This is a genomic window from Pseudomonas sp. B33.4 (genome assembly GCF_034555375.1).
Lineage (GTDB): Bacteria > Pseudomonadota > Gammaproteobacteria > Pseudomonadales > Pseudomonadaceae > Aquipseudomonas.
On the sequence record NZ_CP140706.1, the window covers coordinates 3,161,728 to 3,188,373 of the forward strand.

Genomic DNA, 26,646 nt, shown 5'->3' on the forward strand with positions numbered 1-26,646 from the left:
CAATGCGCGGTGTGGCTGTGCGCATTGGCGCACAGCAATAGTGGGGTCTAGGCTGGTCAGTCAGTCGCCCTTGGGGCGTAACGCCCAACGCAGGGACAGGAGCGCAACCGATGAAAGCCCCAGCCAGTATTGTCTGCCTGATGTTCACGTTGGTGCTCGCGCCGGGAGCCCGCGCTGAAGACCCGCCGGCTGCGCCCGCTGCCGAGGCCACGGACGATGCGCCGTTGATCAACCCGCAAGTGGTCGACAAGCTGATCGACATGGGCAACTACCTGCGCAGCCTTCCGAAATTTCAGGTCGATGCCCAAGTCTCGCGCGACACGGTTCTGGAGTCCGGGCAGAAGATCAAGACCGAGTCCGCCAACACCCTGAAAGTGGTAGGCCATGATCGTTTGTATGCGAAAAGCGAAGGCGATGTGCGCACCCGCGAGTTCTTCTATAACGGCAAAAAGCTCACCCAGTATTCGCCGTACCTGAAGTACTACACCACCGTCGATGCCCCGGCCACCGTCGCGGAAACCCTGCACAAGGTCGAGAACTTCTACGGTGTGCAGGTACCGATGGAGGATCTGTTTCTGTTCGGCAGTGACCAAGCGCAGATCGACGCCTTGAAAGCCGCACTGTACGTCGGCCCGTCGGTCATCAAGGGCCAGCTCTGCGACCATTTGGCATTTCGCCAGGAGGGTATCGACTGGCAATTGTGGCTGACCCGCTCCGACAAACCCTTGCCGTGCAAACTGGTGATCACCACCACCGACGATAAGAGCTTCCCCGAGTACAGTGCGGTATATCAGTGGAACCTCAAGCCGACCATCCCGGACACGCAATTCACCTTCAAACCGGGCAAGGGCGATGTGGCGATTGCGTTTAAACAAGCAAGCGATCAGGGAGGGCAGTGACATGAACAAGTCGATGACGTGGACTCTGTTGTTGTCGCTGGCCGCCACCACGCTGCTGACCGCCGGTTATGTCGCAGAAGCCGATGCCCGGGGACAACGCGCTCAGGGACATGCCCGCGCCAACGTCAACCGCGCGCCAGCACCGAATGCGCAACGGGCGCAGCGGATCAATGCGCCGCAGCGCACCAATCACGTGAATGCCGGTAATCGGGTCAATTCGGGCAATCGGGTGAATGCCGGCAACAACGTCGGCAATCGCAAGTACGTCAACAACGGCAACCGCAACGTCAACATCGACAACAGTCGCGATGTCGACATTGATGTCGACGGCCATGGCCGTTATGGCTACGACGATCACTATCATCCGGTGGCGACCGCTGCGGCAGTGACGGCCACGGTCGCCGTGACAGCGGCGGTGGTAGGCGCGATCTTCACCCCGGCGCAAATGCCCAGCAGTTGCGTGCAGGTGATTCGCTACAACGTCGCCTACATGCAATGCGGCTCGACCTGGTATCAGCCGCAGTATCAGGGCAGTGATGTCACGTATGTGGTGGTCAACGCGCCTTGATCAGCTTTTCGGCACCCAGGGTTGCATCTGCGCGAGCATGCCACGGCCGCCACGGCGCAACCCGGTGGCCAGGGTCAGCCACGACAGATCGGTAACGATGACATGGGCGGCGGGCACCAGCCGCACTTCACCGGCGGTGCCGCCGGCCGGTCCTCCGTCGGGCATGAAAATCGTCAGCCAGTCATCCACGCTCTCAACGATCAGGCACAGCCGATAACCTTCGCCCTCGGCAATGATCCCCACCTTGGAACCGTCCTCGTTTTCCAGTCCGGCGAACCGCGCCGTGGTGTCCTTGAATAACTGATAACCCGGCAGGTTGCTCAGCAGCTTGTTCTCGGTGGCTTCCATCGCCCGTGCCGCCGCTGATGTACGCGCGAGCAACCCGGCGAGGAAACACAAAACGATCAACCCCAACAACGTCGCCACACTCACCAGTGTCACGCCCGCGACGTCATAGCCCTTGAACATCGGCAACAACTTCTCCACCGGCCCGCGCAGCAGGTGGATGGCTTTTTCGATCAGCACGACAATCAGCACCAACGGCAGGATGAACAGCAGCCCGCCGATCACGGTGGTCTTGATGAACTTGAACATGACGGCTCCTTGAATGACGTGCGATCGGATTCAAGGCTAGCTGATCTCTGTCCACCTGCCGCAACGCCAGAGCGCCGGAACGAGCGAGCGTTATCAGCGGCGCCAACTGCCCAAGGGTAATTCGACCTCGCGCTCGGCGGCAGCCAAGGCTCTTTCCAGCCCGGACTTGTCCAGCGGCGCGCAATAAGCCGGTTTCGCCCGTTCGAATCGCCAGCTCTCATCAAGGCCTCCGGCGTCGACCGCATCAAAACCGAGGTCATCCAGCAAACCCGCGACCAACGCCTTGGCCTGCGCGTCATCCGCTGCGATGGGCAGGGCGCGCCGCTCGGTGGAATCATGCGGGCGGCCATCCGTAAGCAAGTCTGCGGCGAGGATCGCATTGAACACCTTGACCACCGTGGCACCGCGCAAATGCTCGGCGAGCAAGCGGCTGGTGGTGCTCTGGAACGTGTCGAGCGCAGCGATGTGGCCGTCGCGATCCGGGTAATAGTTGTTGGCGTCGAGCACGGTTTTGCCTTCGAACCACGCCGGCGGCAGGCTCGGGATGTGTTCGTAGGGAATGGCCACCAACACCACGTTGGCAAACTGTGTGGCCTGTTCGGCCGTGCCGATCTGGCAGCCGGTGATGCCGGCGAGCACGCTGCTCATGGTCTGCGGGCCGCGTGAGTTACTGAGCAGCACTTCGTGCCCGGCGGCGAGGGCGATTTGCGCGACAGCGCGCCCGATGAAGCCGGCTCCAACGATTCCAATGCGCATGGTGTGTTCCTCTGTCAGGTGGGGAGCCACTATGATGATTCCTGACCAGGTGCAGATAAATCGCACTCTGTTACTTACTTTCGCTAACAGGAGTATCGAATGGATCGGCTGACTAGCATGGCGGCTTTCGTGATGGCGGCCGAAGCCGGCTCGTACGCCAGCGCCGCGCAACGCCTGGACATGTCAGCGCAAATGGTCGCCAAGCACGTTGCTGCCCTTGAGCAGCGGCTCGGTGCTCGGTTGCTCAATCGCACCACGCGCCGGCAGAGCCTGACGGAGCTGGGCCAGGCCTACTACGAGCGCTGCAAGCACATCGTCGGTGAGGCTGAAGCCGCTGACTCACTGGCGCAAGTCATGAACGACACACCACGCGGCAAGCTCAGGGTCAGCGCGCCGGTGAGCTTTGGCTCTTACAGTCTGATGCCGTTCGTGACCGCGTTCTTGCGCGAGTACCCCGAGGTGGAAATCGACCTGCACTTGACCGACCGCGCGGTGGATCTGGTGGAGGATGGGTTTGAGGTGGCTTTTCGGATTGGCCCGTTGGCCACGGCCAGTCTGACTGCGAGGCCATTGGCTGCGTATCGATTGATCGTCTGCGCGGCGCCACGCTATCTGGCCGAACACGGCACGCCGCAAGTGCCCGCCGATCTGCAACAGCATGAGTGCCTGGGTTATGCCTATTGGTCACGGCCTGCCGACCATGAGTGGTCGTTTTTCAATGGCGCTGAGGTCGAGCGCGTGCCGGTCAGCAGTCGCCTGCACGTCAACGAGAGCAAGGCGTTGTTGTCAGCGGCGGTTGATGGTTTCGGGGTAGTGCTGGGGCCTGCCGACTTTCTTGAGCCGGCGTTGCGCAGGGGGGAATTGGTCAGATTGCTGGAGGGATTCGAGGCGCCGAGCAGACAAATGCATCTGTTGTACACGGCGCATCGGCAGAAGACCGCGAAAGTTCGCCAGTTCATCGATGCCGCGGTCAGGCGCTTTGCCTGACCGCGGCACCCGGCTTAGTTAATTCGCGGATGCTGCTGCACCAGTTCCTTGCGTTTGGCTTCCAGCGCGGCGATTTCAGCATCGATGTCTTCGATTTTCTGCTCGATGTTGTCGTGGTGTTCTTGCAGCAGTTCCTTGGCCTCTTCAAGGTCGGACGCGGCCGGGGCGGCACCACGCAACGGCTTGTTGGCGGTTTCCTTCATCGTTACGCCGGTGACCAGACCGACCACGGCGATGACCATCAGGTAATACGCCGGCATGTACAGATCGTTGGTGCTTTCGACCAGCCAGGCGACCACGGTCGGGGTCAGGCCGGCGATCAATACCGAAACGTTAAAAGCCGCCGCCAGCGCACTGTAGCGAATGTGCGTGGGAAACATCGCTGGCAGTGTCGAAGCCATGACGCCGATAAAGAAGTTCAGCAGCACGGCCAGCATCAGCAGGCCGGCGAAGATCAATCCGATCTTGCCGCTGTTGATCAGCATGAACGCCGGAATCGCCAGAATGAACAAACCGATGCTGCCGACGACGATGAAAGGTTTGCGGCCGATCTTGTCGCTGATAAAGCCGATCGCCGGCTGCACGAACAGCATGCCGACCATGATCGCGATGATGATCAGCACGCCTCGGTTTTCGCTGTAGTGCAGGTTGTGCGACAGGTAACTCGGCATGTAGGTGAGCAGCATGTAGTAGGTAACGTTGGTCACCGCCACCACGCCAATGCAGGTCATCAGGCTGCGCCAGTGTTTGGTCGCGACCTCCTTGAACGAGACTTTTGGGCCGCCGGCCAACCCTTCGCGATCGCCTTGCTCAAGCTTTTCGACGTGCTGCTGGAACGCCGGAGTTTCTTCCAGGGCGTGACGCAAGTAGAGACCGATCATGCCCAACGGCAAGGCGAGGAAGAACGGCAGACGCCAGCCCCATTCCTCGAACTTGGCTTCGCCCAGCGTCGTCGAGATCAACACCACCACACCGGCACCGAGGACGAAACCGGCAATCGAGCCGAAGTCCAGCCAGCTGCCGAGGAAGCCACGCTTGCGGTCCGGCGCGTATTCGGCGACGAAGATCGACGCGCCGGTGTATTCACCGCCCACCGAGAAGCCTTGGGCCATTTTCGCCAGCAACAGCAGGATCGGTGCCCAGATGCCAATCGAGGCATAGGACGGAATCAGGCCAATGGCGAAGGTGCTCAGCGACATGATCACGATGGTCGCGGCGAGGACTTTCTGTCGCCCGTACTTGTCGCCCAAGGCGCCGAAGAACAAGCCGCCCAGCGGCCGAATCAGGAAGGGCACCGAGAACGTCGCCAGCGCGGCGATCATCTGCGTGCCGGGGTCGGCGCCGGGGAAGAACACTTTGCCGAGTACATAGGCGACGAAGCCGTACACACCAAAATCGAACCATTCCATGGCGTTGCCCAGTGCGGCGGCGGTGATCGCCTTGCGCATCTTGGCGTCGTCGACAATGGTGATGTCGTTCAGGCCGATCGGCTTGACGGTTTTCTTGCGTGATTTCATCCGGGTCTTCTCTTTGCTGATCCATCGTGCCGCGTAGATGCCATCTATTTGATGGCGCGTGCTCTTTGGCTCAGATACATGAGGACACGAAATAATTCACTGCTCGCTGCTTTTTTTCCTGGAGCACCTGTGTAGGAGCTGCCGAAGGCTGCGATCTTTTGATCTTGCTTTTAAAGGGCGACATCAAAAGATCGCAGCCTTTGGCAGTTCCTACAGGGTAATGCTACCGGCGCAGGGTTGCGTAGGATTTACCGAGGTCGCTGGCCCAGCCATCCAGCACCACTTTGACGTCATCGGCAGTCAACACTTGCTTGTCGTTTTCCAGCGGCACGCCGGTGCCTTTGCGCACCAATTCGGCAATCACTTCGCCAGTCGAACCATCCTCGAACGACACTTCGGTGGCGACTTGACTGTCCTGATCGCGGATGCCGGTCGCCGTGCTCACACCCGCAGCGACAAGGGTCACCGGCAGCCACTCATAAAAGCGCAAACCCTGAGTGCTGGTCGCCACCTGGGTAATGGCGGGGCGTACCACCAGGGTGTTCGGCCCCGGCTGACTGACCAGATGCATGACCTTGCCCAATTCCACTCGCAGCGCCGCGTCGTAATAGTCGGTAACCCCGGACAGCGTGCTTAAGGGAATCCGCTGCGTCGGCTCGGCACCCGGATAAAACTGACTCGGCGCCAGATAAACCTGCGTGTATCGACCCCGGGCGAGGGCCGGGCTGACCCACGCCAACACGGGTTGCCCGGACGGCGACTGGCGCTCGGTCAACACGCTGTAGTCATGCAGAAAGCCGCTGTGTTCCGGCGTTTTGCTGCTGCACGCCGCCAGGCTCAGCGTGGCAACAATCGACAGCGACAGCGAATGAATGCGCGACATCAAACCGCTTCCTTGTTTTGCGCCAGGTTGTCCGAGCACTCGATGTGCAATCGACCGTGGGCCATGATCCAGTTCATCAGATCGGCGGTGCTGACGCTGTGCACGTATTCCACCCAGTGCGCATTGGTCGGGCTGAAATGCTCGAAGTAGCGGCGTAAAACCACCGTACTCTGATCACTGGAAACCCCCATGCACGATTCCTGAAACACCACCGGTGTGTCCGGGCCGAGCGCAGCGGTGCGCTGGCTCAGAATCAACGGCCGATTGCCGTTGTGCTGCGTAACGCCCGGTTTGCTGTTCAATACCTTCATGCCAATCCCCCCGCTGGAAATACCTGCAGAGTGCCCGCGCGGTTTTGCCGGAGGATGTCCGCTTGATGTCTGGCGCGCAGGAATGTTGCTCGATTGAAATAAATGACCGGCGCGATGAATGGCTTTAGATTGGCTCTTTTTGGTGCATGGATCCTGTCACTGTGAGCAGACTGCTGTTCGTCGACGACGACGTGGAAATTCTCGCGCTGCTGAAGAAGTTCTTCGTGCAGCACGCCTATGAGGTCGACGTTGCCCCTAATGGCGAGGCGATGTGGGCGGCCATTGCGCAGCAGCGCCCGGACACGATCATTCTTGATCTGATGATGCCCGGCGAAAGCGGTCTGAGCCTGTGCCAGAAGGTGCGTGCGCAACTGGGCATTCCGATCATCATGCTTACGGCCATGGCCGAACTGAGCGATCGCATTGTCGGTCTGGAACTGGGCGCGGACGATTACCTGACCAAACCCTTTGCGCCGCAGGAATTGCTCGCGCGGGTGCGTGCCTTGCAACGTCGCGCCGGCGAACAGCCCCAAGCGGTTGAGCCTTCGCGGCCGGTGATCGCCTTCGCCGGTTGGCATCTTGACATCACCTGTCGCGAACTGCGCTCACCGGAAAACGTGATGATTCCGCTGTCCGGTGGCGAGTTCGATCTGCTGGTGGTGTTCCTCGACCATCCACAGCGGATTCTGACCCGCGAGCAGTTGATCGATTTGACCCACGGCCACGGTCATGACGCGTTCGATCGCAGCATCGATGTGCAAGTCAGCCGCTTGCGTCGCAAGATCGAACCGGACAGCAAGCGACCTGACCTGATTCGTACGGTGCGCAACGGCGGCTATCTGTTCACCGCCAAGGTCAGCCGCTCGTGATCCGCCGGCTATTTCGCGCCGATACACTGCGCCGGCACATCGCCCTGACTATCGTGGCGGCGATGATTGCTTCATTGGCATTGAATGCGCTGTTCGTGCAAGTCGCCGGCATCTGGGCGCGGCCACCGATCGAACGCACCGGCCTGCTGGAGCAGATTGCCGCGACCTCGCGGGTGATCGAAGCAGCCCCGGCCAACCTGCGCCCGCAACTGGCCACAGCGGCGAGCAGCGCCATGCTGCAAGTGTCGTGGAAAGCACAGCGCGCCGACTTCGATCTGCCCAATGACGGCCTTCGCCTGCCAGCGAGCAGAGTGCCGGTGATGCAGCAACTGCTGGGCAGTGATCGAAAAATCGAGGTGTTCAGCCCAGGCGACTGGCCGAACGGCAGTCCCCAGGCGCATTACGCCGCCGTCGTGCAATTGGTCGACGGCAGCTGGTTGTCATTTATCCCGCCGGAGCGCAGCTGGGGCCTGGAATTTGGCGTGCGTATCGCGATCGTCATCGCGTTGGGACTGATTGCCACGTTGCTTGTCGCCTGGGTCGCCACCCGGCAACTGGCCAACCCCTTGCAGCGTTTCACGCGGGCCGCCAAACGGTTCGGCACCGATCTGCGCGCACCGCCGATCAAGCTCGAAGGCCCGGACGAAATTCGCCAGGCGATCATCGCCTTCAACACCATGCAGGCGCAGATCCAGCACTTCATCGCCGAGCGCACGCACATGCTCGCGTCAATTTCCCACGACCTGCGTGCACCGTTGACCCGCATGCGCCTGCGCAGTGAGTTCATGGAAGACCTCGATCATCAGGGCAAACTGATTCGTGACGTCGAGGAGATGCAGTCGATGATCAACGCTGCGTTGGCGTTTTTCCGCGAAGACACGCATCGCGAGGAGACCACGGCGTTCGATCTGTCGGAGCTGCTGCAGACCATCGTCGACGATTACCGTGACCAGCACCTCGACGTCGGCTTCGATGGCCCCGCGCATCTGGTGTACGAAGGCCGGCCGCTGGGGATCAAACGGGTGATCGTCAATCTGCTGGAGAATGCGCTGAAGTATGCGCAGCGCCCGGTCATTGCGTTGAAGCGTGACGATCATTCGATCTGCATCGAAGTCAGCGACGAAGGCCCGGGTATTCCCGAAGCGGCGTTGGAGCAGGTGTTCGATCCGTTCTTCCGTCTGGAGGCTTCGCGCAACCGCGACACCGGAGGCGTAGGCCTGGGGTTGTCGGCGGCGCGGGCAATTGCGCGCGAACAAGGCGGCGAGTTGACGCTGAGCAACCGCCACGGTGGAGGATTACTGGCGTGCGTAGAACTGCCACTTTAGGGCGGGTAGCTTCTACGAATTTCTCTGAAACACTTTGAAACATTCGTGCGTCGCGAGCGGTCAACAGCTCACATCCCGCATAAGAAGTGCCCATGAAAACCCCGCGTCCTTCCGCCCGACTTGAACCGCTGTCACAACTGCGCAATCTGAAAATGGCCCGATCCGCGCACGCTTATGTGCGCGGCAGCACCGTGCAGTTTTACGAATGGCTGCACAGCCAACCGGGCCGCAGCCTGCCCAAAGGCCCGGCGGTGTGGATCTGCGGCGATTGCCATGCCGGCAATCTGGGCCCGACCGGGGACCTCAAAGGGCAGATCGATATCTATATTCGTGACCTTGATCAGACCGTGATCGGTAACCCGGCGCATGATCTGGTGCGCCTGGCGCTTTCACTCGCGACAGCAGCGCGCGGCTCCGATCTGCCCGGCGTGGCCACCGCACGCATGCTCGAAGAAATGATGCGCGGTTACGAGCAAGCCTTTGACGGCGATCTTGAGGAAGACCCACCGCGGCCGGCGCAAGTCAAAGCGGGTATGCGCAGTGCCGTGCAGCGCACCTGGAAGCATTTGGCCGAGGAGCGCATCGAGAGCACCAAGCCAACCATTCCGCTGGGCAAACAATTCTGGGCGCTATCGCGCGATGAGCGCGCCGCGCTGAAAACTCTCTGCGCCACCCCCGAAATCCACACGCTAGTGACGTCGTTGAAGGGCCGCTCACAGGATGATCGCGTGAAAATGCTCGACTCGGCGTATTGGGTAAAGGGTTGTAGTTCGCTGGGGTTAAAGCGTTATGCGGTGCTGCTGGGCGTGGGCAAGGGCGATGACGAGGAATATTGCCTGCTCGATATCAAAGAAGCCGTCGGCGCTGCTGCACCGCGCGCCGCCCGTGCAGCCATGCCACGCGACAATGGCAAACGGGTGGTCGAAGGCGCGCGGTTTCTTTCACCCGGGCTGGGCAACCGGATGCTGGCGACACGCATGCTCGATCACGGCTTTTTCGTCCGCGAACTGTTGCCGCAAGACATGAAGCTGGAACTCGATCAGTTGAGTCAGCGCGATGCGATGCTCGCGGCGGGCTACCTGGCACAGGTCGTCGGTGTGGCGCATGCCCGGCAAATGGACCTGACGACCCGGTCCGAGTGGATGGCGGACTTGCAAACCTGCCGCTCGAAACGTCTGGATGCGCCGTCGTGGCTGTGGACCAGCGTCGTGCAATTGGTCGGCAATCATGAAAAAGGCTATCTGGAACATTGCCGGCGCTATGCGCTACAGCATTGATCGTGCCCAGCGTTATCAACGCGCGCAGACCTGTCATGCCGGCGTGACTGAATAAGGCGGGTTGCCGGCGTGAAATTTATTCTGTAGATTTTCATGAAATTATAAGAAATAAATTTCATGAGGCCGCCATGTTTCAGCAATCCAGCCAGCACGTTGACAGCTACTACGCCCACAGTTGCGCCGATATTCTGAGCCATCGACCGACTCTGGAAGGCGAACATGACACTGACGTGGTGATCATTGGCGCAGGCTTCAGTGGCTTGCACACGGCGTTGCGTCTGGCATTGGCTGGCAAGCGCGTGATGTTGCTGGAAGCCAGTCGAGTGGCGTGGGCGGCGTCGGGTCGTAACGGCGGGCAGGCGATTCTCGGCTGGTCGTGTGATATGCCGCCGTTGGAGGCTGCGCTCGGTTATGAGCGGGCAAAACGGCTGTGGGATGGCATGCGCTGGGCGGCTGGGGAATTATGCGAGTTGCCCGGACGGCATGGTTTCGATTGCGACTATCGGCCCGGGCATTTGTGGACGTCGGTGATGCCGCGCCGGGTCAGCCTGCTGACGGAATGGCAACACGAAGCCAGTCACAAGTGGGGTCATGATGCCTTGCAGTTCATTCCTCGAGAACAACTGCCGGAATGGCTGGCCACTGATCGTTATCAGGCCGGGCTTTACGACCCGCACGGCGCGCACCTCAATCCGCTGAAACTCGCGCTGGGTCTGGCGGCCGCCATCGAGCGCGCCGGCGGACGTATCCATGAACAAAGCAAAGCGTTGAGTTATCAGGAGGAGGGCGCAGGTTTTCGCGTCAACACTGAGCGCGGCTCGGTGCGCGCCGATGTGCTGGTGCTTGCCTGCAACGCTTATCTCGATGAACTCGACCCGCAACTGTCCCGTTGCATTCTGCCGGTGGGCACTTATCAGGTCGCCACCGCGCCGCTGACGTCCGAACAAGCCACCGCGCTGTTGCCGCGCAACGTCTGTGTGACCGATAACCAATTCGTCCTCGATTACTTCCGCCGCACGCCGGACAACCGTTTGTTGTTCGGCGGCGGCTGCACTTATCTGGGCGGCATGCCCAAGGACATCGCTGCGGCAACACGGCCGTTTCTCGAACGCGTATTCCCCCAGCTCAAAGGCGTCGGCATCGAGTTTGCCTGGGGCGGGCATATCGATCTGACGATCAACCGCACGCCTGATGTCGGCGGCGCGGGCAATCGATATTGGCTGCAGGGCTATTCGGGCCACGGCGTGTTGCCGACGTTGGCTGCAGCGCGCGCAGTGTCCGATGCGATACTTGGCGATGCCGATGAACTGGCGCTGTATCAGGGCTTGAGCAATGGCAGCTTCCCCGGTGGCAAGTGTTTCGCAGCACCGCTGGAGGCCATCGGCAAGGCCTGGTATCGGCTGCGCGACAGCATTTGATGAGACTTTGACCATGAACAAGCAAGAAGAAATCGCCGCGCTGGCGATCCTCATCCACGACCTGCGCAAGCACAAGAAGTGGACCCTGAAAGAGCTGGCGGACAAGATCGGCCGTTCGGTGGGTTTCCTTTCGCAGGTCGAGCGCGGACTGTCGCGGCCGACCGTGGCGGATCTGACCGCGATCAGTGAAACCTTTGGCGTGCCGACCACCTATTTCTACAGCCTGCCCAAGCCCAAGGAATTGCCGTGGGTGACGCGCCCGGACGAGCGCCGCACGCTGTATTACGCCAACGGCATCACCGACATTCTGGTGTCGCCGCAGATTCGCGCGTCGTTCTCCATGCTCGAAAGTCATCTCGAAGCCGGCGCGAGCAGCGGCGACCGCCATTTGACCGACAGCTCGGAGCAGGGCGGTTACGTCCTTGAAGGCGAGCTGACCTTATGGCTGGGCGACGACGAAGAACCGACCACGTTGAAAGCCGGCGACAGCTTTCAGTTCGACAGTCATACCCGCTGCCGTTACGGCAACCTCACTGAGCAGCTGACTCGCGTGCTCTGGGTCTACACCTGATCACAACAAAGGATGAACACGATGGACGCTGTCTGCGCTGACCTGCTTGCCGAAGTGCGTGCCTTTCGCCAACGCTACCCCGAAGTGCGTTATGTCGACCTGATTTCCCTGGACATTCCCGGGCACTTTTATGGCAAGCGTTATCCAATCGACATGCTCGAAAAAGTCGCCGCCGGCAGCACCCTGAAGTTGCCGCAGAACTGTGTGTTGCTGGGCGTGCAGGGCGGTTTGTTCCCGATTGGCGATTACTGCTTCAACGACGGCGACCCGGATGCCGTGCGCCGCTTGGTGCCTGGCACACTAAAACCGGTGACGTGGGAGGCGCAGCCGCTGGGGCAAATGCTGATCACCTCGGACGGCACCGAAAAACCAATCGAATTCGAACCCCGTGAAGTCCTCGCGCAGGTGCTCAAGCGCCTGGCGCGCAAAGGCATTCACCCGGTGGTGGCGTTCGAGCTGGAGTTTTATCTGTTCGACAAAAAGCTGCGCGATGGCCTGCCGCAATTCCCCCGCGACGACCTGACTGACGATGCCGATGATCAACCGAACCTGCACATCGAACGGCTCTCACGTTTCGCGCCGGTGCTGGATGACATGGTCGAAGCGACGCGGGTGCAGGGCATCGACGCCACGGTGATTACCGCTGAACTCGGTCCCGGTCAATTCGAAATCAACTTCAGCCACCTCGACGATGGCTTGCGTGCGGCCGACTGGGCAGCGTTGTTCTGCCGCAGCACGCGCGGTGTTGCGCTTAAACACGGTTATCGTGCAAGTTTCATGGCCAAGCCGTACTTGCAACATCCCGGCAGTGGCATGCATGTGCATGTCAGCGTCTACGATTCGGCGGGCAATAATCTGCTGGCCGCGAATCAGCAACAGGCGTTGCGCCACGCGGTCGCCGGTTGTCTGGAATTGCTGCCGCACAGCATGCCGATCTTCGCGCCGAACCAGAACTCGATGCGCCGCTTGGGCGGCACGGTGAACACCGCAACCAAAGCCAGTTGGGGATTTGAGGATCGTGATGCGTGCTTGCGCATTCCCGAGTCGGACGCGAAGAATTTGCGGGTTGAATATCGCTTGGCGGGCGCGGATGCCAATCCGTATCTGGTGCTGGCGGCGATTCTGGTGGGGCTGGAGCATGGGCTGGAATCGGGCAAGGAGCCCATTGCGCCGCTGAACGAAGATCGCAGCAGCGGGATTGATTTCCCCAAGGAGATGTTCGAGGCCGTGCGTGCGATGCAGCATCAACCGCAATTGCGTGAAGGATTGGGCGCTGAGTTTGTCGACGTGTATTGCGAGAATAAACGCCAGGATCATTTGGCGTTTATGCAGGACATCAGTGCGCGGGAGTATCGGTGGTATTTGTGATACCTGCAAAAGCAGTCAGCCTTGAAAGGGGCAGGCGCCGCGACTCCACTATACTGCCCCGCGACATCATGGAAGCTTCGTAACAGGGACGGCGATATCGATCATGAACTACAGACGACTGGGACGCTCGGGACTCAAGGTTTCCGCAATTGCGATGGGAACCGCGCAATGCAACTGGTGGGTGGATGAGCCTGCTTCACGCCGCTTGTTCGATGCCTATGTCGAAGCGGGCGGTAACCTGATCGACACGGCGGATGTCTACCCGGTCCTGGGCGACGGTGTCGGTGGCAAGGCCTCGGAAGAGTTCGTCGGGCGCTGGTTGAAAACCACGGCCAGCCGCAACCAGGTATTGCTTGCAACGAAGGTGTCCGGGCGCATGGGGGCCGGGCCCAATGACGAGGGGCTTTGCTGGCGACATATCGTCAAGGCTGTGGAGGGTTCGCTTGCGCGTTTGCAAGTCGACTGCATCGATTTGTATCAGGCCCATGATGACTACGATGACGTTCCGGTCGAAGAAACCCTGCGCGCTTTCGAACATCTGGTGCAGCGGGGGATGGTGCGTTACATCGGTTGCTCCAACTTCAAGGCCTGGCGCCTGATGAAGTCACTGGCGATCAGCGAGCGCAACGCACTGGTCGGCTATGTCAGTGTTCAAGAGCGCTACAACCTGCTCGAACGGCGTCGAGTCGAATCCGAACTGCAGCCATTGTGCGTGGAAGAGGGCGTCGGGCTGTTGCCGTACAACCCGCTCGCCAAGGGCTTTTTGTCTGGCCTGTACCACCCGCAGGCAAGATTGCCGGATTCTCCGCGCGCGCCCGGTGTACAGAGAGACTACTTCAATGAGCGCAACTGGCAGATCCTTGAATCACTGCGTCGGATTGCGCGGGACTGCGACAGTACGTGTACGCAAGTGGCACTCGCCTGGCTGCTGGCGCAACCAGCGGTGGTGGCGCCCGTGGTGGGGGCCAGTACTGTCGAGCAATTGCGCGAGATCATGGCGTCCCCGCAACTGCACCTGCCGGCCGCCGATGTCAGTCATCTCAACCAGATCAGCCAGCCGCCGGTTACTTAGCCATCAAGCACTGCTCGCCGGCCGTCCGGCGCGCAAGCCCAGTCTGACTTGCCGCAGGTAATCCTGGCGGTTGTAAGGGTTGGCCAGGGTGCGCTCCCGTCGAAGCGCGGTACCCGCGATCGGCGTATACGTGGCCAGTTGGCTCTCCATAAAACCGAGGCCACTGGTGACATCGGGTATCTGGTGCTGCAACTTGTAGATTCGCGTGGTGACGATCGAGCCTTCGATCCGCGCGGTCTCTGCGTCCAGCGTGGTGCCATGGATTGTGGCTCCTGCCTTGGCCAGCAAACCATGCACCGCGCTGCTCATGGCCGCCGGCACTTCGATGCTGAATTGGCTGCGTGGCTCGCAGACCTTGGTGCCGGCGCGAGTGATCGCTGCAGCCAGTACCAGCGGTGTGAGGTGTCGAAAATCAGCCGCAGTGCTTGAGGGCGATGCATAGTCGACGGTGGTCAATGTCACCTCGCAATCGTGAACCATCCAGCCGCACGGGCCTTCCTTGAGACTCTCGAAGACGGATTCTTCGATCGCTTTGTAGAAACTCGTCGGCATCAGCCCGGCATGGGCCTGCCGAATAAACGTGAGCCCCGAGCCCGCGGCCCCGGGACTGACACGAATACCGACGGTGGCGAGAAACGGGTTGTCGGGTTCATCGATAGATTCCTGGGCTTGACCAGACGCTTGCAGGGTTTCAACGCAGATCGCCGAGCTTTCCTCGAAGACCGCCTCTATGGCGTACTCCTCTTGCAACGTGGCCTGGATGATCTCCTTTTGCACCTCGCCGTACAGCGAGACGAACATTTGCCCTGCTGGATTTCGACGCAAATCGATCAGCGGGTCCTGTTCTGCCAGCAGGCTCAATGCTTCCCAGAGGGCTTTGGTCTGCGCTGGCAAAGCGGCTGAAACATGGGTTTCGATCGCCGGTGGGGTAAAGGTGTGCGCGGCGGTGTTCCGTTCTTTGCACGCGCCGATCTGATCACCGATGCGCACGCCTTCAAGCCCGGTGATGCAAGCGATCTGGCCTGCGCGGGCGAGGGTTGCCGGTTGCAGACCGCCGCTCTCGGAGACCTGAATGGCGGTGATTCTGCTGGTGCCTAGCGGCGTCTCGATCGATTGGCGTACGTGCAGCGTGCCGGCCTGGACGCAAACATGAAAACGCCGGTGCCCACCCCAGCCCCGGTCGATTTTGAATACCGAGGCGAGCACGGGCGCCTCGGTATCGTGACATTTGGCCGGGGCCAACCGCGTGAGCGTCTCGATCATCTGTGCGACACCAACTCCAGTAATGGCGGACCCGGCAAACACCGGATTGATCAGTCCTCTGCCCAGTTGCTCGCGCACTGCTTGCTCAAGGCGCGAACTTTCGATTGTTTGCGCCGCCGTCACGTAGTCGTGCAACAACGTCTCATCGTGTTCGCACAACACGTCCAGCCACTGTGACGCGACCTCGGCTGACGCCGGATCAGAGCGCTCGACCGTCGCCTGCGCCGTTCCGGCCTCATGCACAGCGCACAAGGCTAACGGGCGACTCTTGAGTTGTACTTCGAGAGCCTCCAGGGTGCGCAGAAAATCGGCGCCTTTGCGATCAACCTTGTTGATGAAGAACACATGAGGTATCGCCATGCGTTGCAGGGCATTGACCAGTACTCGGGTTTGCGCCTGAACCCCCTCGACGGCCGACACCACGACGACGGCGAGGTCCAGCAAGGCAAGCGTACGCTCCACTTCGGCAATGAAATCCGGGTGTCCGGGGGTGTCCAGCAGATTGACCAGCAGGTGGTTGAGCTCGAACGAGGCCACGGCGGATTTGATCGTGATGCCGCGTTCCCGTTCCAGTAGCAGGTTGTCGGTGCAGGTGTTGCCCGAATCCACACTGCCCAGGCGCAGACGCGCACCGGCATCGAACAGGATCCGTTCGGTAAGGCTGGTCTTGCCGGCATCGACGTGCGCGAGGATTCCCAGATTAAGGGACTTCATGGTTGATCGCTCCTGATCATACGGCTGACGAGGCGGGTGTCGGCCGGTCGAACTCCATTCGAATGCGCTGTCTCACGGCGGATACTTCCAGTTACCACCGCTGACGGTTGTTTAAACTAGTTGAGGTTTGCAGGTGCGTCAATTCACCACGGACTGTTGCAATTTGTTTCTGTTGTACCTTTCAACGCGGAAGGTGCCGAATTCTCGAGGCGCGACGGCGGGTAACTTTCTGTACACCGTCACAAATCGCAAAAAACATGATCGGGTTATTTTTCATTTAAACCATTGATACACGTCAAAAAACGCCATTGGAACTAACTGGAAGGTTCGTTTTGCCCTGGCAAGAGCCTTTCAAAAACCTTCTTGACGTATCTTCGGATGACAGCTAAATCTTACGGCGCTGCAATTTGCAGCAAACTTTAAATCACATGGAGATAGTGAAATGATCAAATATCAAAGCGTACAAAATCGGATGCTGTCGGCGCTGTTCATCCTCTGAGAAGCGGTAACTTTTATTCCGGTCGTGTTGAAAGACTTGGCTGCGAATGAAGTAACGGAATCGCATGGATACGCCATGCATACTTTCAAAAAAGGAGCTTCAACATGATTAAGTTCAATAGCGTACAGAACCGAATTCTTTCGGCACTGTTCATCCTCTGATTGTCCGCTGTACACAAGATACCGGTGTCTTGTGAGGTACGGCCGAAGCGTTGCTTCGGCCGTATTTAATCTCGACAGCGCAGTTTCTACATGTCATTAGGGAAAGTGATATGCACAGCAAATTGGACGATGCGTTTTCGCGCGCCGTGTTTTTCTATGATGACTCAGGCGCCCATCCGACGAACTGGTCGCGCTCCGTGTGTGCGGGCCTGGCAGAACAGAACTTCGATGAGGTGCCTTATCGGGTGCCTCAACTGCTTGAACCCTCGACGTTGATTGAGGTGGCGCAGCGCCACGCCATAGGTGTCGACGAACTGGAGTTTTTTTCCTACCCGATGGATGGCCCGGTGACCAAGGTCAAGTGGTTGGCCGACATGCTGGAGTGGGCCCCGCCAGTGCAGAAATTGAGCCTCGCGCAATGTCTGGCGGCCAGTTGCAGGTACCGCTACGCCAATCAGGTCCTGACGAAAATCCCTTACGAGGCACTGTTTCCCGACCAGCGTGTGACATTTCATCTGACCCGGTTCGCCATTCAGAACCGTCTTGAAATGACCACATCGCATCAGGAAGACTTCACTGCGCTCAAAGCATTGCTGCAGGCTCAGCGTATGCCACCGTCCCGGGTTCTGGACGTTTGCTCGCAGGCGATTGTCTGGAAATTGAAGGGCGACTCCATCGATGATGAGTTGAACAAATGGTTCATCGACGCTGGCGAAAAGGCCGCCCGGCAGATTGCCTCAAGCGACGCGCCGGTGGATCTGGTTTCGCTGTCATCGTTCTATCGCGGACTGGCCATGGTGCCGGCAGCCCGGGGCGATGTGGCAACCACGCGGCAATACATGCTGCTGGCCGAAGAATATGCCGATGCGGTCATCCGTGGTGAAAAAGGCGCGAGTATCCCGGCAAGGGAAGCGCGCAAGACTGTCTATGAATCCAAGCTCAAGGAAATGCTCTATGTCGCCCGCGACATCGAGAGGGCCCGCCAGGTGGCTGACGAGTTGATCGCCTACGATCCCCACTGGAGCATCTCCTACCACGAGGCTGCCGAGATCGAAGTCAAGGATCAGCAATGGCAGCGTGCGTTGCAACGTTACCAGCAAGCTTACGATATCGGTTTTCCACGAGTGACTTACTCGCAGTACATGATCGGTGCCTGTCACCAGCAAATGGGTAACTTCGATCAGGCATTGGCGGCATTCAAGGGCACCTTGTCGCTGGACACAACCAATATATCCGCAGGCGTCGCCGGTTATGGAGTGGCCCTGGAACATGTTCCAGAACAGTTGCCTTACTTCAAGTCCTGCATCGACCGCTGGCATGCTGACGGTATATTGCCCGACGAATATCGAGGGTTAGTCCAATGAGCGTCGTACTTGACAAGATCAGGATAGTCGCTGTGGATCATATTCAGCTGGACGTCGCTGACATTGAAGAGAGTCGCGATTTTTATGCGCGAGTGTTTGGCTTCGAAGTCAAGGAGGTGGGTATTCGCGCATTTACTCGCTGGATGACGATCGGGGCCAATGAAACACTTTATTTGTGCATGCATGAGTATGCAGAAGGTCGCGGCGTAAAAAACGACGGACTGGAAATTACTCACTTCGGGATTTTGGTGGAGGACTTTGATCGAGTATTGACGCAACTTCGCGATCATGGCGTCAAGTTACTGCCGGACTATGAAGTTCAATATCATTCTTCACGTTCCGTTTATTTTATTGACCCTAACGGTTACAAGGTCGAAATCTCCGAGAAGTACGGCGGCGGCATCGAAAGTGCCAGGTACACCTCATGCTGAGCGTTACCGCGGATCGCGCGGCACCCGGAACGGTGTATGCGCAGCACCTGCAAAGCACCTGGTACAAAAACAACCAGGCGCTGCGCAGTCACAGACCCTGGCATGAAAGCTCGCACAAGGACTGGCAGGCGCCTCCGACTTTTCAACGCACGGTGTCCTGCGACGAGAGGGTATGGAGCATTCCCGGCAGGATCGCTGATGACCGGATTCTGTTCGGCTGCTGGGATAACAGCTTGCAGTGCGTACGCTTGAGTGACGGCGAGCCACAGTGGCGGTTTGCGACTCAGGGACCGGTCTACAGCTCGCCAGCCGTGTCGGCAGACGGCAGTTTCGTCGTGGGCTGCGAGGACCATCTGCTACGTCGCATCTCCCGTGACGGCGAATGCCTGTGGACGTTTCAGGCGCAGGGGCCGTTTCACGCCAGCCCGACCATCGACTCGGCCAGGGATATCGTCTACGCCGGCAGCTACGACCATACGCTCTACGCCGTCGATCATGCTTCGGGCACGTTGCTGTGGAAGCAATCCTTCGACGATCAGGTTGAGGACGACCTCTACAGTTCACCGGCACTGGACGGGAACGGCAATGTCATCGTCGGTACGGACAATGTGCTGATGTGCTTCAGCCCCGAAGGCGAGGAGCGCTGGAGAATCACCGAAACCAGCCGGTTTGAAGGCACTGCTGCGATCGACCATGCCTCGGGACGCGGGATCATCGGCACCGAAGTCGACGGCAAGATCATTGTCTTCAATGCTGCCGACGGCACGGTGCTGCAGCAATTTCACACCGACGGTTTCGTGGTGTCCTGCCCGAGCCTGTCGCCCGAAGGTGTGGCGTATGTCGGCAGCAATGACGGTCACGTGTACGGCATTGATCTGCACAGCCTGAAGATGTTGTGGCGGGTCAATCTCGCCTGCGAATTCCGCTACACACCCTTCACCGTGCTGCCAAGCGGCGACGCGTTGTTCGTCGGCACCGATGAGCGCTTGCACTGCCTGGCCCAACATAGCGGACAAACCTTGTGGCAACTGGAGCACGACACGGGATTTCATTCTTCGCCGTTGCTCACTGATGATGGGCACCTGGTAATTGGCTCGCACCGTAACGCTGTGCATTTTTATCAATGGATCCGCTAGCGTGGATCGAACCCCGGCAGTAAACAGGAGTGTTGGATGAGTCACGAACTGGAAGTCGAGACGCTCTTCGACGAGTGGGCCATCGAGGATGGCGCGGTGGACATGGCCCGCGAGCATTGGGCGCGGGTCGAACCGGTATTGTCCGCGCTTGAACCCTCTGCAGGTCGCTACCTGGAGATCGGTCCGGGCAACGGATATGCCCTGGAGTACATGGCCCGCTCGAAGTTTGCCAAAGGCTATTGCCGTGCCGTGGAGCTCAGTCAGGAAATGGCGCGCATGTGCAGAGCCAGAGTCCAGGACTGCCGCAATGTCGACATTGATGTCGAGAGTTTCATGAACTGGCAGCGGCCGGCGGGCATGCAGTTTGAGCTGATTTTTTCCATGGAGGTGTTCTATTACTTCGAAGACGTCACCGCCGCTATCGAAAAAGCCGCCGGCCTGCTGGCGCCCGGTGGCGAGCTGATTGTCATGGTGGACTACTACGAAGAAAGCGAAGAGTCGCAGGGATGGGAGCAAGAGCTGGAGGTCAAGCTGACACGCTGGCCACGAAGCCGATTCCTCGAAGCCTTCAAAGCGGCGGGCCTGCAAGGTGTCAGCCAAGAGGAAAAAAGTGGTGGCGTGCACGAGCATGGCGTAACGCTCTGCACCCGAGGTACAAAAGCCTCGACAGGCGTAGCCGCGTGACGCAGCGCAAAAAACCATTGCGGCAGTCGCCAGGTGTAGCGGGTGAGCCATGCGCTTTGCCGGGAAGGCGCCGGTGATTTCCCATCTGGATCACGTCGTCTACCCTGTGTCGCAAGGCCTGTTCGATGAGGTCATCGGCCAGTTCACCCGTGCAGGCTTTACGGCGCATACGCGACAAGTGCGTCACGATGATGGCCGTGTCAGCGCATTCTTCCGGCTGAACGGCGGGTACCTGGAGTTCTGCTCGGGCAATCTGGAGGGGAGCGATCGAGGTTGTTCAATCTGGCTGTGTTCAACGGATCTGGTGGCACATCTGGCGTGCCTTTTGCCCTCGCAACGCGCGGCCCTGACCCTGTCGGCCAAGGCTCCGGCGGGGGAGACGGCGCCGGCCTGGCTGATCGCCAACGTACCCGCTGGCGGTACGGACGATGTCAGTCTGTCGCTCATCGAGTATGTGCGCGGCATCGGTGGCGACCTTGCCACTCAAGTCTCGGATAACGGCTTGTTTGCGCTCGGCGGGGTGTCCTTGCTCTGTGCCCGGCCCGAGCAGGAACAACACCATTACTTCACACACCTGGATGACCGGGTCAGCATCGCAATGGAGCCGGGACGCTTGATGATCGGCCAGCAGCGTCTGGCCTTTCTTGATCGTCAGACATTACCCGACAACGCGTCGACCGCGTTGATGGCGGCGCCGTGTCTGGTGCACCTGATCACGGTTGACGTCGGTCGGACGAAGGCGATGCTGCTGGCGGCCGGTTTCAAACTGCAAGAAGTACTCGGCCTCGGCCTGTTGGCGCAATCGAGCCTGTTGCCTGCGGTTTGCCTGGTGATCGACGACGGTTTGTCTGTGCAAGCCCATCACGATCAACTGCTGGCTCGCCGTGGCTGAGTACGCCAACATACAGGGATCGCCACCGCTACATGCTGGCGTGTTGACTGAAGTGAAGGATGCGGGATTTCAAGGAAAGGTATGTCAAAAGCAATCGAGCTGTGTGGTATCAGCAAGGTTTACGAAGTTTACCGGGCCCGTGACGAGCAGTCGCGCAGCCTGCTGAGTTACTTTCGTCGCGAGAAGACGTACGTACCGGCTGTTACGGATGTTTCCTTCTCGATAGAGGCGGGTGAGGTGGTCGGCTTTCTCGGCGGTAATGGCGCGGGCAAGACCACCACGCTGAAAATGCTCTCGGGTATCGTGCGACCCAGCGCAGGGCACCTCTCGGTACTGGGCCATGACCCGTTCAAGCGGCGCGCGGAGTTTCTCAAGTCGATCGCGCTGGTCATGGGGCAAAAGCAGCAGTTGACCTGGGATCTGCCGGCGCTGGAGTCCTTCCATCTTCATGGTGCGCTGTACGATATTGCGCCTGTCGAATGCAGGCGCCGGATCGATGAGCTGTGCCAGTTGCTGTCCGCCGGCGACATCATTCGGCGTCCAGTCAGGAAGCTGTCGTTGGGCGAACGGATGAAATGCGAGCTCATTCTTTCGCTGCTGCATCGCCCGAGTATCCTGTTTCTCGACGAGCCGACCATCGGCCTTGACCTGGAAATGCAGGTCGCCATTCGCAAATTCCTCCTTGAGTACAACCGCGAGTCTGGCGCCACGATCATTCTCACCTCCCATTACATGGCGGACATCGAGGCATTGGCCAACCGCGTCATCGTGCTGGACCAAGGACGCGTGGTGTTCGATGGCGCACGTCAGGCGCTGGTCAAGGCGCACGTCAACGAACGCCAGGTCAGCCTGCGCTTTTCCTCGCAAGTCGGCAGCGACGAACTGAGCGTTTACGGCAATCTGCTCAGCCTGGACAGTGAAAGCGCCGAGCTGCTGGTGCCTGAAGAGCAGTTCGCCGACACCGTGGCGCAACTGCTGGCGAACTTTCCGGTGACGGACATCTCGATCCAGACGCCCTCTCTGGAGCAGGCGTTTCCGCGCCTGTTGCTGCCAAAGGAGCACGCGTGATGGTTGCTCTGGCTTCGTGGCCCGGCATCGCCGGGCGCCTGATTCGTACAAGCGTGCTGGTGACGGTGGTCTACCGGGCGCAGTTGTTTGTCTGGTTGATCAGCGGCGTTGCACCGTTGTTCATGATGATGATCTGGTGGGAGCTGTCTCGGGACAAGGTCATCGGCGGCTATGCGCCCAGTGATTTCGTGGCGTATTTCCTCGGCATCTATCTGGTCAGACAGCTGACTGCCGTATGGGTCATCTTCGTTTTGAACGACGAAATCCGCCAAGGCACGCTGTCCGGTCGCCTGCTGAAACCGGTCGCACCCTTCTGGTTTCATGTGGCGGAGCATTTGGGACAGATGGTGGTACGCGCACCGATCGTCATCACCGTGTTCTGTGTCGGGGCCTCGTTGTTTGTCATCGACCTGGCAGCGATCGCCTGGCGATTACCGTTATTCCTCGTCTCGCTGGTGCTGGCCTGGATCATTATTTTCCATATCTATTACTGCGTCGGCCTGCTTGCGTTCTGGATGGCCAATTCGCTGGCGCTGGATGCAATGGTCTGGTCGATGTACACGGTGCTGGGCGGCATGCTGATTCCGGTCGACCTGTTTCCCGAAGCGACCCGTCATCTGGTGGCGTTGCTGCCGTTTTCCGCCTCACTGGATTTTCCGGTCAAGGTGTTGATCGGCAAGGCTGCCGACGGCGATCTGCTGCAGGGTTTCGCGGTGCAGCTGTTCTGGGTGGTGCTGCTGGTGGGGCTGCGCCGAAGGCTGTGGCGCCAAGGGTTGAAGCGTTTTTCGGGGGCCGGCATATGAACCTGCGACCGTTGAAAGTGCTGCTGGCCCTGATCAGGCATTCGATGCTTGCGGAGCTGGAATTTCGTATCAATGCCGTCACCAATGCCCTGAACACGGTGGTCGGGATGCTCCTGGCGCTGTACTTCCTCGATGCCATGTTCAGCGAAGTCGGAAGTCTGGGGGGCTGGAACCTGCATCAGGTACTGGCGCTGTTCGGCGTGGCCCTGGTGCTGGAAGGTTTGCTTGAGGTCTGGCTGTTTCCCAGCCTGCACGCGCTGTCGGAGCAAGTGCGCACCGGGGATCTGGACTACATGCTGGTGCGCCCGGTCGACAGCCAGTTTCTGGTGTCATGCTCGAAAATCAGCCTTTGGGAACTGCCTCGTGTATTGATCGGGCTTGCGGTCGTTGTGTATGCGATGCACATCGAAGGTGCGCTAGGGGTGGGCAATCTCTCGGCGTTTCTGGGGTTGATGGCGGCAGGAGTGGCGATCTTCTACTCGTTGTTTCTGATCACCTGCACCTTGTCGATCTGGTTTGTGAAGATTGGTGATGTCTGGATCATCAGCTACACGCTCATGGAGATCGCGCGGTTTCCGGTCACGGCGTTTCCGCAGACGATCCGCATGGTCCTGACGTTTCTGGTCCCGGTGTATTTCGTTTCGAATGTCCCGGTAGCGGCGGCCATGGGCATGGTCGGCTGGCAGGAGGTCATGGGCGCGCTGCTTTTTGCCGTCGCGTTTGTTTGTCTGTCACGGGTGTTCTGGCTGTTTGCGCTGCGTTCCTACAGCAGTGCCAGCAGTTAGCGCTTGAGCGGTCGCGCAACGGGATGCGCGGCAATTGCGATCGTCCACACAAGGAAGTTTTCGATGAGTCGTTATTCCGGGCCTGTTTTCGACGCGCACGTGCATACCGAATTTGCGCGGGCGGACAGTCTGCAAGCTTTCAAGGCGCTGCAAGCGCGCTTCGACATCCGCGCATCCGTAACGGATTCGCATAAACCCGGTTGCGATGCCGGGCAGTTGCAGGCGCTGGGCATGACCAGGTGCGCGGTCATCGCTCAGCCTGAGTGGTCGCCAGAGTCGCTGGCGCAGGACCTGGCGCACGGTGTCTATGGGGCCATCAAAATCAATCTGGGATTCATGCATGTGCATGCTGACGATCACAGGCTCATGCCGCTGTACACCCTGGCGCGTCAGTTTGATGTCCCGGTGCTCTTCCACAGTGGCGACACAGGCTGGCATCGCTCCAAGCTCAAGTACGCACACCCGCTCAGCCTGGACGAGGTCATCGTCGACCATCCGGACGTGAACTTCGTTCTGGTTCACAGCGGTAACCCGTGGTTTACCGATGCCGCTGTGCTGGCCGCGAAAAACCACAACGTCTGGCTCGAACTCAGTTCGATCATCGAAGGGTCGCTGAGCGATGTTTCGCAAGCCACGCTTGGTCGGTTGATGGTCGAACCGATCCGCTGGATGCTCGATTACACCGGCAAACCGGAGCGGTTCCTCTTCGGTTCGGGCTGGCCCAGCGTCGATTACCCTGGGTACGTGGCCGCGTGCGCCAGTGCAATCGACGAGCAGCACCACCGGCAGGTGTTCTTTGACAACGCCGCCCGGCTGTTCAAGTGGCCAGGGGAAGGGGAGCCGACATGCGACGCGCGCTCCTGAAAAAAGCCAGGCAAAAAAACGCTCGCGCTCCGGTCTTTCGCGGTTACCTGAAAAACAAGCTCCATGCGGCAGCGCTCGCCGAAAGTTGTCGGACCTTGTCCAGCGCCCGTTTTGCCGGGCGCGGGGCAGGGGAACCCGGTGCGTGGCGAGCATCACTGTGGATTGCGCGAAAAGTACGAGCGCTAGGGTTGACGCCCTGGCAGGGCCGCCGGAGCCTGTTCCAGTCAGTCCCTCTCGGTTGCGCCACGGTGCGATCCGATGCCGAAAGCTGCCGGACGATCATTCAGGGTGATACCCGCTACAACCTCGAACAGGACGATGAACTGCTGATCCGCTCACAGCAAACCAGGGTTTTACTCGACCACGCGCCTTTGGTCTTTGTCGGCTATGGCATTGTCGCAGCGCAGTTCGACTGGGACGATTACGCCGGACTGGATGTTGTTGGCAAAGTGGTCGTGGTGTTGCCCAACGATCCCGGACGCAACAGCCCGGGAGGCGAACTGTTCCTCGGCCAGCGCATGAGTTACTACGGGCGCTGGGAGTACAAATACGAAGAAGCGGCCCGCCAAGGTGCGGCGGGCGTAATCATCGTCCACACCGATGAACTGTTCGGCAGCGCGTTTCATCTGGTGCAGGACGAAATGCGCCGGCCGTTTCGCTTTCTTCCGCACGCAGTGCGCAGTCGGCTGGATTTCGAAGGGTTCTGCAGCGAACGGTTCGCACGGCGATTGTTAGCCGACGGCGGTGTTGACCTTGATGCATTCATCGCCGACCCCAGGCCAATGGCGGGACGCCCGTGCCGGCTCGATGCACACCTGCAACTGCGGCTCGATTGCGACATTGTCATCCGGCATTGCCGGAATGCGCTGGCGATGCAAAAGGGCCGACTGTTTCCCCGCCAATGTGTCCTGTTCTGCGCGCACCTGGATCACCTCGGCAAAACCGCCGACGGCAGCGGTTATTACCCGGGCGCTGTCGATAACGCGATCGGTGTGGCGGTCTTGCTTGAACTGGCCAGACGTCTGGCCGACACCACGCCGCTGCGGCGCACGGTGCTCTTTGCCTGGACGTCTGCTGAAGAGGTCGGCATGCACGGTTCCGCACGGGTCGCACAGTTGATCCGCGAGACGGGGCTGGATGTGGTGGCGGCGCTCAACGTCGATGGTTTCGTACCGATTGGCAGAACCCGTGATCTGTTTCTGGTGGACGGCGATCAGTCCGATTTGCCCAATGCCTTTGTCAGTGCCGCCCACACCCTGGGGCGCACAATCAGTCTCGATGAAGAGCCTTCGGCGGGATACTTTTTCCGCTCTGATCAGGCGAGTTTTGCCCGGATTGATATCCCCACGGTGCAGGTGAGCACCGGCAGCGACTTGTTCAAAGGAGGCGTTGAGGAAGGCATGAAGCGGCATGATTTCTATGACTCGAATACGTACCACCACACATCCGATACGTTCAACCGCTACTGGGATTTTGCCAGCCTCATTGCCGATGTCGACGTCCTTGACGAAACCCTGCATCTGCTCGGCGATTCTTCAATGCGTCCGGCGCTGCGCAGGCGTTAAAG

Annotated in this window: 26 protein-coding genes; 20 read left to right on the plus strand and 6 right to left on the minus strand. The window is 59.6% G+C overall.

From position 1 onward, the window contains the following. Window positions 1–110: 110 nt before the first annotated feature. Both U6037_RS13850 and U6037_RS13855 read left to right on the plus strand, forming a co-directional pair. Complete coding sequence (locus U6037_RS13850) at window positions 111–899, plus strand: DUF2092 domain-containing protein (protein ID WP_322847166.1); 789 nt, start codon at window positions 111–113, stop codon at window positions 897–899. A gap of 1 nt (window position 900) precedes the next feature. Then, entirely contained in the window at window positions 901–1,467 is a 567-nt protein-coding gene (locus U6037_RS13855) for a hypothetical protein (protein WP_322847167.1), read from the plus strand. On the opposite strand, the gene U6037_RS13860 is transcribed toward U6037_RS13855, so the two are convergent. Together U6037_RS13860 and U6037_RS13865 are read right to left on the minus strand one after the other, a co-directional pair. Beyond that, complete coding sequence (locus U6037_RS13860) at window positions 1,468–2,061, minus strand: hypothetical protein (protein WP_322847168.1); 594 nt, start codon at window positions 2,059–2,061, stop codon at window positions 1,468–1,470. Between the two features lie 93 nt (window positions 2,062–2,154). Further along, window positions 2,155–2,817 (minus strand): NADPH-dependent F420 reductase, encoded by a 663-nt coding sequence (locus U6037_RS13865; protein WP_322847169.1) that lies wholly within the window; start codon window positions 2,815–2,817, stop codon window positions 2,155–2,157. Window positions 2,818–2,916: 99 nt separating this feature from the next. Here U6037_RS13865 and U6037_RS13870 point away from each other — a divergent pair, with 99 nt between their 5' ends. After that, on the plus strand, window positions 2,917–3,804 hold the full coding sequence (locus U6037_RS13870) for a LysR family transcriptional regulator (protein ID WP_322847170.1): 888 nt from the start codon (window positions 2,917–2,919) through the stop codon (window positions 3,802–3,804). A gap of 14 nt (window positions 3,805–3,818) precedes the next feature. Here the strand turns inward: U6037_RS13870 and proP are convergent, their stop codons facing one another. The 3 genes from proP to U6037_RS13885 all read right to left on the minus strand — a co-directional run bounded on the left by proP (window position 3,819) and on the right by U6037_RS13885 (window position 6,515). Then, window positions 3,819–5,321 (minus strand): glycine betaine/L-proline transporter ProP, encoded by a 1,503-nt coding sequence (gene proP / locus U6037_RS13875; RefSeq protein WP_242208353.1) that lies wholly within the window; start codon window positions 5,319–5,321, stop codon window positions 3,819–3,821. A gap of 223 nt (window positions 5,322–5,544) precedes the next feature. After that, complete coding sequence (locus tag U6037_RS13880; RefSeq protein WP_322847171.1) at window positions 5,545–6,204, minus strand: DUF3313 domain-containing protein; 660 nt, start codon at window positions 6,202–6,204, stop codon at window positions 5,545–5,547. Further along, window positions 6,204–6,515, minus strand: coding sequence for a hypothetical protein (locus U6037_RS13885; protein WP_242208351.1), 312 nt, complete (start codon window positions 6,513–6,515; stop codon window positions 6,204–6,206). Before U6037_RS13885 ends, U6037_RS13880 begins: the two co-directional genes overlap by 1 nt. Window positions 6,516–6,661: 146 nt before the next feature. On the opposite strand from U6037_RS13885, the gene U6037_RS13890 reads away from it, so the two are divergent. The 7 genes from U6037_RS13890 to U6037_RS13920 all read left to right on the plus strand — a co-directional run bounded on the left by U6037_RS13890 (window position 6,662) and on the right by U6037_RS13920 (window position 14,415). Further along, complete coding sequence (locus tag U6037_RS13890) at window positions 6,662–7,384, plus strand: response regulator (RefSeq protein ID WP_322847172.1); 723 nt, start codon at window positions 6,662–6,664, stop codon at window positions 7,382–7,384. Beyond that, the gene (locus tag U6037_RS13895; protein WP_322847173.1) at window positions 7,381–8,709 is read left to right on the plus strand and encodes an ATP-binding protein; all 1,329 of its coding nucleotides are present in this window, start codon (window positions 7,381–7,383) and stop codon (window positions 8,707–8,709) included. The genes U6037_RS13890 and U6037_RS13895 overlap by 4 nt, the downstream gene beginning before the upstream one ends. 92 nt (window positions 8,710–8,801) lie before the next feature. Beyond that, on the plus strand, window positions 8,802–9,986 hold the full coding sequence (locus tag U6037_RS13900; RefSeq protein ID WP_322847174.1) for a DUF2252 family protein: 1,185 nt from the start codon (window positions 8,802–8,804) through the stop codon (window positions 9,984–9,986). Window positions 9,987–10,114: 128 nt separating this feature from the next. Next, window positions 10,115–11,404 (plus strand): FAD-binding oxidoreductase, encoded by a 1,290-nt coding sequence (locus U6037_RS13905; protein ID WP_322847175.1) that lies wholly within the window; start codon window positions 10,115–10,117, stop codon window positions 11,402–11,404. A gap of 13 nt (window positions 11,405–11,417) precedes the next feature. Then, on the plus strand, window positions 11,418–11,975 hold the full coding sequence (locus U6037_RS13910; protein ID WP_007913292.1) for a helix-turn-helix domain-containing protein: 558 nt from the start codon (window positions 11,418–11,420) through the stop codon (window positions 11,973–11,975). A gap of 21 nt (window positions 11,976–11,996) precedes the next feature. Then, the gene (locus U6037_RS13915; RefSeq protein WP_322847176.1) at window positions 11,997–13,343 is read left to right on the plus strand and encodes a glutamine synthetase family protein; all 1,347 of its coding nucleotides are present in this window, start codon (window positions 11,997–11,999) and stop codon (window positions 13,341–13,343) included. A 103-nt stretch (window positions 13,344–13,446) separates the two neighbouring features. After that, entirely contained in the window at window positions 13,447–14,415 is a 969-nt protein-coding gene (locus U6037_RS13920) for an aldo/keto reductase (protein ID WP_322847177.1), read from the plus strand. Between the two features lie 3 nt (window positions 14,416–14,418). Here U6037_RS13920 and U6037_RS13925 read toward each other — a convergent pair whose 3' ends face one another. Beyond that, window positions 14,419–16,392 (minus strand): GTP-binding protein, encoded by a 1,974-nt coding sequence (locus tag U6037_RS13925; RefSeq protein ID WP_322847178.1) that lies wholly within the window; start codon window positions 16,390–16,392, stop codon window positions 14,419–14,421. Between the two features lie 770 nt (window positions 16,393–17,162). On the opposite strand from U6037_RS13925, the gene U6037_RS13930 reads away from it, so the two are divergent. The 10 genes from U6037_RS13930 to U6037_RS13975 all read left to right on the plus strand — a co-directional run bounded on the left by U6037_RS13930 (window position 17,163) and on the right by U6037_RS13975 (window position 26,644). Continuing rightward, window positions 17,163–18,416, plus strand: a complete 1,254-nt coding sequence (locus U6037_RS13930) for a tetratricopeptide repeat protein (RefSeq protein WP_322847179.1) — start codon at window positions 17,163–17,165, stop codon at window positions 18,414–18,416. After that, a complete protein-coding gene (locus U6037_RS13935; protein ID WP_322847180.1) occupies window positions 18,413–18,847 on the plus strand; it encodes a VOC family protein in 435 nt (144 codons plus the stop codon). Before U6037_RS13930 ends, U6037_RS13935 begins: the two co-directional genes overlap by 4 nt. Continuing rightward, the gene (locus U6037_RS13940) at window positions 18,841–19,983 is read left to right on the plus strand and encodes a PQQ-binding-like beta-propeller repeat protein (protein WP_322847181.1); all 1,143 of its coding nucleotides are present in this window, start codon (window positions 18,841–18,843) and stop codon (window positions 19,981–19,983) included. Before U6037_RS13935 ends, U6037_RS13940 begins: the two co-directional genes overlap by 7 nt. 36 nt (window positions 19,984–20,019) lie before the next feature. Beyond that, window positions 20,020–20,667 (plus strand): class I SAM-dependent methyltransferase, encoded by a 648-nt coding sequence (locus tag U6037_RS13945; RefSeq protein WP_322847182.1) that lies wholly within the window; start codon window positions 20,020–20,022, stop codon window positions 20,665–20,667. A 49-nt stretch (window positions 20,668–20,716) separates the two neighbouring features. Continuing rightward, window positions 20,717–21,559 (plus strand): hypothetical protein, encoded by an 843-nt coding sequence (locus tag U6037_RS13950; protein ID WP_322847183.1) that lies wholly within the window; start codon window positions 20,717–20,719, stop codon window positions 21,557–21,559. Between the two features lie 81 nt (window positions 21,560–21,640). Then, entirely contained in the window at window positions 21,641–22,627 is a 987-nt protein-coding gene (locus U6037_RS13955) for an ATP-binding cassette domain-containing protein (protein WP_322847184.1), read from the plus strand. After that, the gene (locus U6037_RS13960) at window positions 22,627–23,430 is read left to right on the plus strand and encodes an ABC transporter permease (protein WP_322847185.1); all 804 of its coding nucleotides are present in this window, start codon (window positions 22,627–22,629) and stop codon (window positions 23,428–23,430) included. Before U6037_RS13955 ends, U6037_RS13960 begins: the two co-directional genes overlap by 1 nt. After that, window positions 23,427–24,215, plus strand: a complete 789-nt coding sequence (locus U6037_RS13965) for an ABC transporter permease (RefSeq protein WP_322847186.1) — start codon at window positions 23,427–23,429, stop codon at window positions 24,213–24,215. The genes U6037_RS13960 and U6037_RS13965 overlap by 4 nt, the downstream gene beginning before the upstream one ends. 63 nt (window positions 24,216–24,278) lie before the next feature. Beyond that, the gene (locus tag U6037_RS13970; RefSeq protein WP_322847187.1) at window positions 24,279–25,079 is read left to right on the plus strand and encodes an amidohydrolase family protein; all 801 of its coding nucleotides are present in this window, start codon (window positions 24,279–24,281) and stop codon (window positions 25,077–25,079) included. 248 nt (window positions 25,080–25,327) lie between these two features. Further along, window positions 25,328–26,644 carry a M20/M25/M40 family metallo-hydrolase gene (locus U6037_RS13975; RefSeq protein WP_322847188.1) on the plus strand — a complete coding sequence of 439 codons (1,317 nt, stop codon included), beginning with the start codon at window positions 25,328–25,330 and terminating at the stop codon, window positions 26,642–26,644. Window positions 26,645–26,646 lie beyond the last annotated feature (2 nt).

What these genes read in the sequence shown, in the direction of transcription:
- U6037_RS13960 (WP_322847185.1), top strand. Translation starts at nt 22,627, where the DNA reads ATGGTTGCTCTGGCTTCGTGGCCCGGCATCGCCGGGCGCCTGATTCGT.
- U6037_RS13860 (WP_322847168.1), bottom strand. Translation starts at nt 2,061, where the DNA reads ATGTTCAAGTTCATCAAGACCACCGTGATCGGCGGGCTGCTGTTCATC.
- U6037_RS13900 (WP_322847174.1), top strand. Translation starts at nt 8,802, where the DNA reads ATGAAAACCCCGCGTCCTTCCGCCCGACTTGAACCGCTGTCACAACTG.
- U6037_RS13920 (WP_322847177.1), top strand. Translation starts at nt 13,447, where the DNA reads ATGAACTACAGACGACTGGGACGCTCGGGACTCAAGGTTTCCGCAATT.
- U6037_RS13890 (WP_322847172.1), top strand. Translation starts at nt 6,662, where the DNA reads ATGGATCCTGTCACTGTGAGCAGACTGCTGTTCGTCGACGACGACGTG.
- U6037_RS13915 (WP_322847176.1), top strand. Translation starts at nt 11,997, where the DNA reads ATGGACGCTGTCTGCGCTGACCTGCTTGCCGAAGTGCGTGCCTTTCGC.
- U6037_RS13855 (WP_322847167.1), top strand. Translation starts at nt 901, where the DNA reads ATGAACAAGTCGATGACGTGGACTCTGTTGTTGTCGCTGGCCGCCACC.
- U6037_RS13910 (WP_007913292.1), top strand. Translation starts at nt 11,418, where the DNA reads ATGAACAAGCAAGAAGAAATCGCCGCGCTGGCGATCCTCATCCACGAC.
- U6037_RS13930 (WP_322847179.1), top strand. Translation starts at nt 17,163, where the DNA reads ATGCACAGCAAATTGGACGATGCGTTTTCGCGCGCCGTGTTTTTCTAT.
- U6037_RS13970 (WP_322847187.1), top strand. Translation starts at nt 24,279, where the DNA reads ATGAGTCGTTATTCCGGGCCTGTTTTCGACGCGCACGTGCATACCGAA.
- U6037_RS13885 (WP_242208351.1), bottom strand. Translation starts at nt 6,515, where the DNA reads ATGAAGGTATTGAACAGCAAACCGGGCGTTACGCAGCACAACGGCAAT.
- U6037_RS13950 (WP_322847183.1), top strand. Translation starts at nt 20,717, where the DNA reads ATGCGCTTTGCCGGGAAGGCGCCGGTGATTTCCCATCTGGATCACGTC.
- U6037_RS13965 (WP_322847186.1), top strand. Translation starts at nt 23,427, where the DNA reads ATGAACCTGCGACCGTTGAAAGTGCTGCTGGCCCTGATCAGGCATTCG.
- U6037_RS13905 (WP_322847175.1), top strand. Translation starts at nt 10,115, where the DNA reads ATGTTTCAGCAATCCAGCCAGCACGTTGACAGCTACTACGCCCACAGT.
- U6037_RS13955 (WP_322847184.1), top strand. Translation starts at nt 21,641, where the DNA reads ATGTCAAAAGCAATCGAGCTGTGTGGTATCAGCAAGGTTTACGAAGTT.
- U6037_RS13870 (WP_322847170.1), top strand. Translation starts at nt 2,917, where the DNA reads ATGGATCGGCTGACTAGCATGGCGGCTTTCGTGATGGCGGCCGAAGCC.
- U6037_RS13925 (WP_322847178.1), bottom strand. Translation starts at nt 16,392, where the DNA reads ATGAAGTCCCTTAATCTGGGAATCCTCGCGCACGTCGATGCCGGCAAG.
- U6037_RS13850 (WP_322847166.1), top strand. Translation starts at nt 111, where the DNA reads ATGAAAGCCCCAGCCAGTATTGTCTGCCTGATGTTCACGTTGGTGCTC.
- U6037_RS13865 (WP_322847169.1), bottom strand. Translation starts at nt 2,817, where the DNA reads ATGCGCATTGGAATCGTTGGAGCCGGCTTCATCGGGCGCGCTGTCGCG.
- U6037_RS13940 (WP_322847181.1), top strand. Translation starts at nt 18,841, where the DNA reads ATGCTGAGCGTTACCGCGGATCGCGCGGCACCCGGAACGGTGTATGCG.
- U6037_RS13935 (WP_322847180.1), top strand. Translation starts at nt 18,413, where the DNA reads ATGAGCGTCGTACTTGACAAGATCAGGATAGTCGCTGTGGATCATATT.
- proP (WP_242208353.1), bottom strand. Translation starts at nt 5,321, where the DNA reads ATGAAATCACGCAAGAAAACCGTCAAGCCGATCGGCCTGAACGACATC.
- U6037_RS13880 (WP_322847171.1), bottom strand. Translation starts at nt 6,204, where the DNA reads ATGTCGCGCATTCATTCGCTGTCGCTGTCGATTGTTGCCACGCTGAGC.
- U6037_RS13945 (WP_322847182.1), top strand. Translation starts at nt 20,020, where the DNA reads ATGAGTCACGAACTGGAAGTCGAGACGCTCTTCGACGAGTGGGCCATC.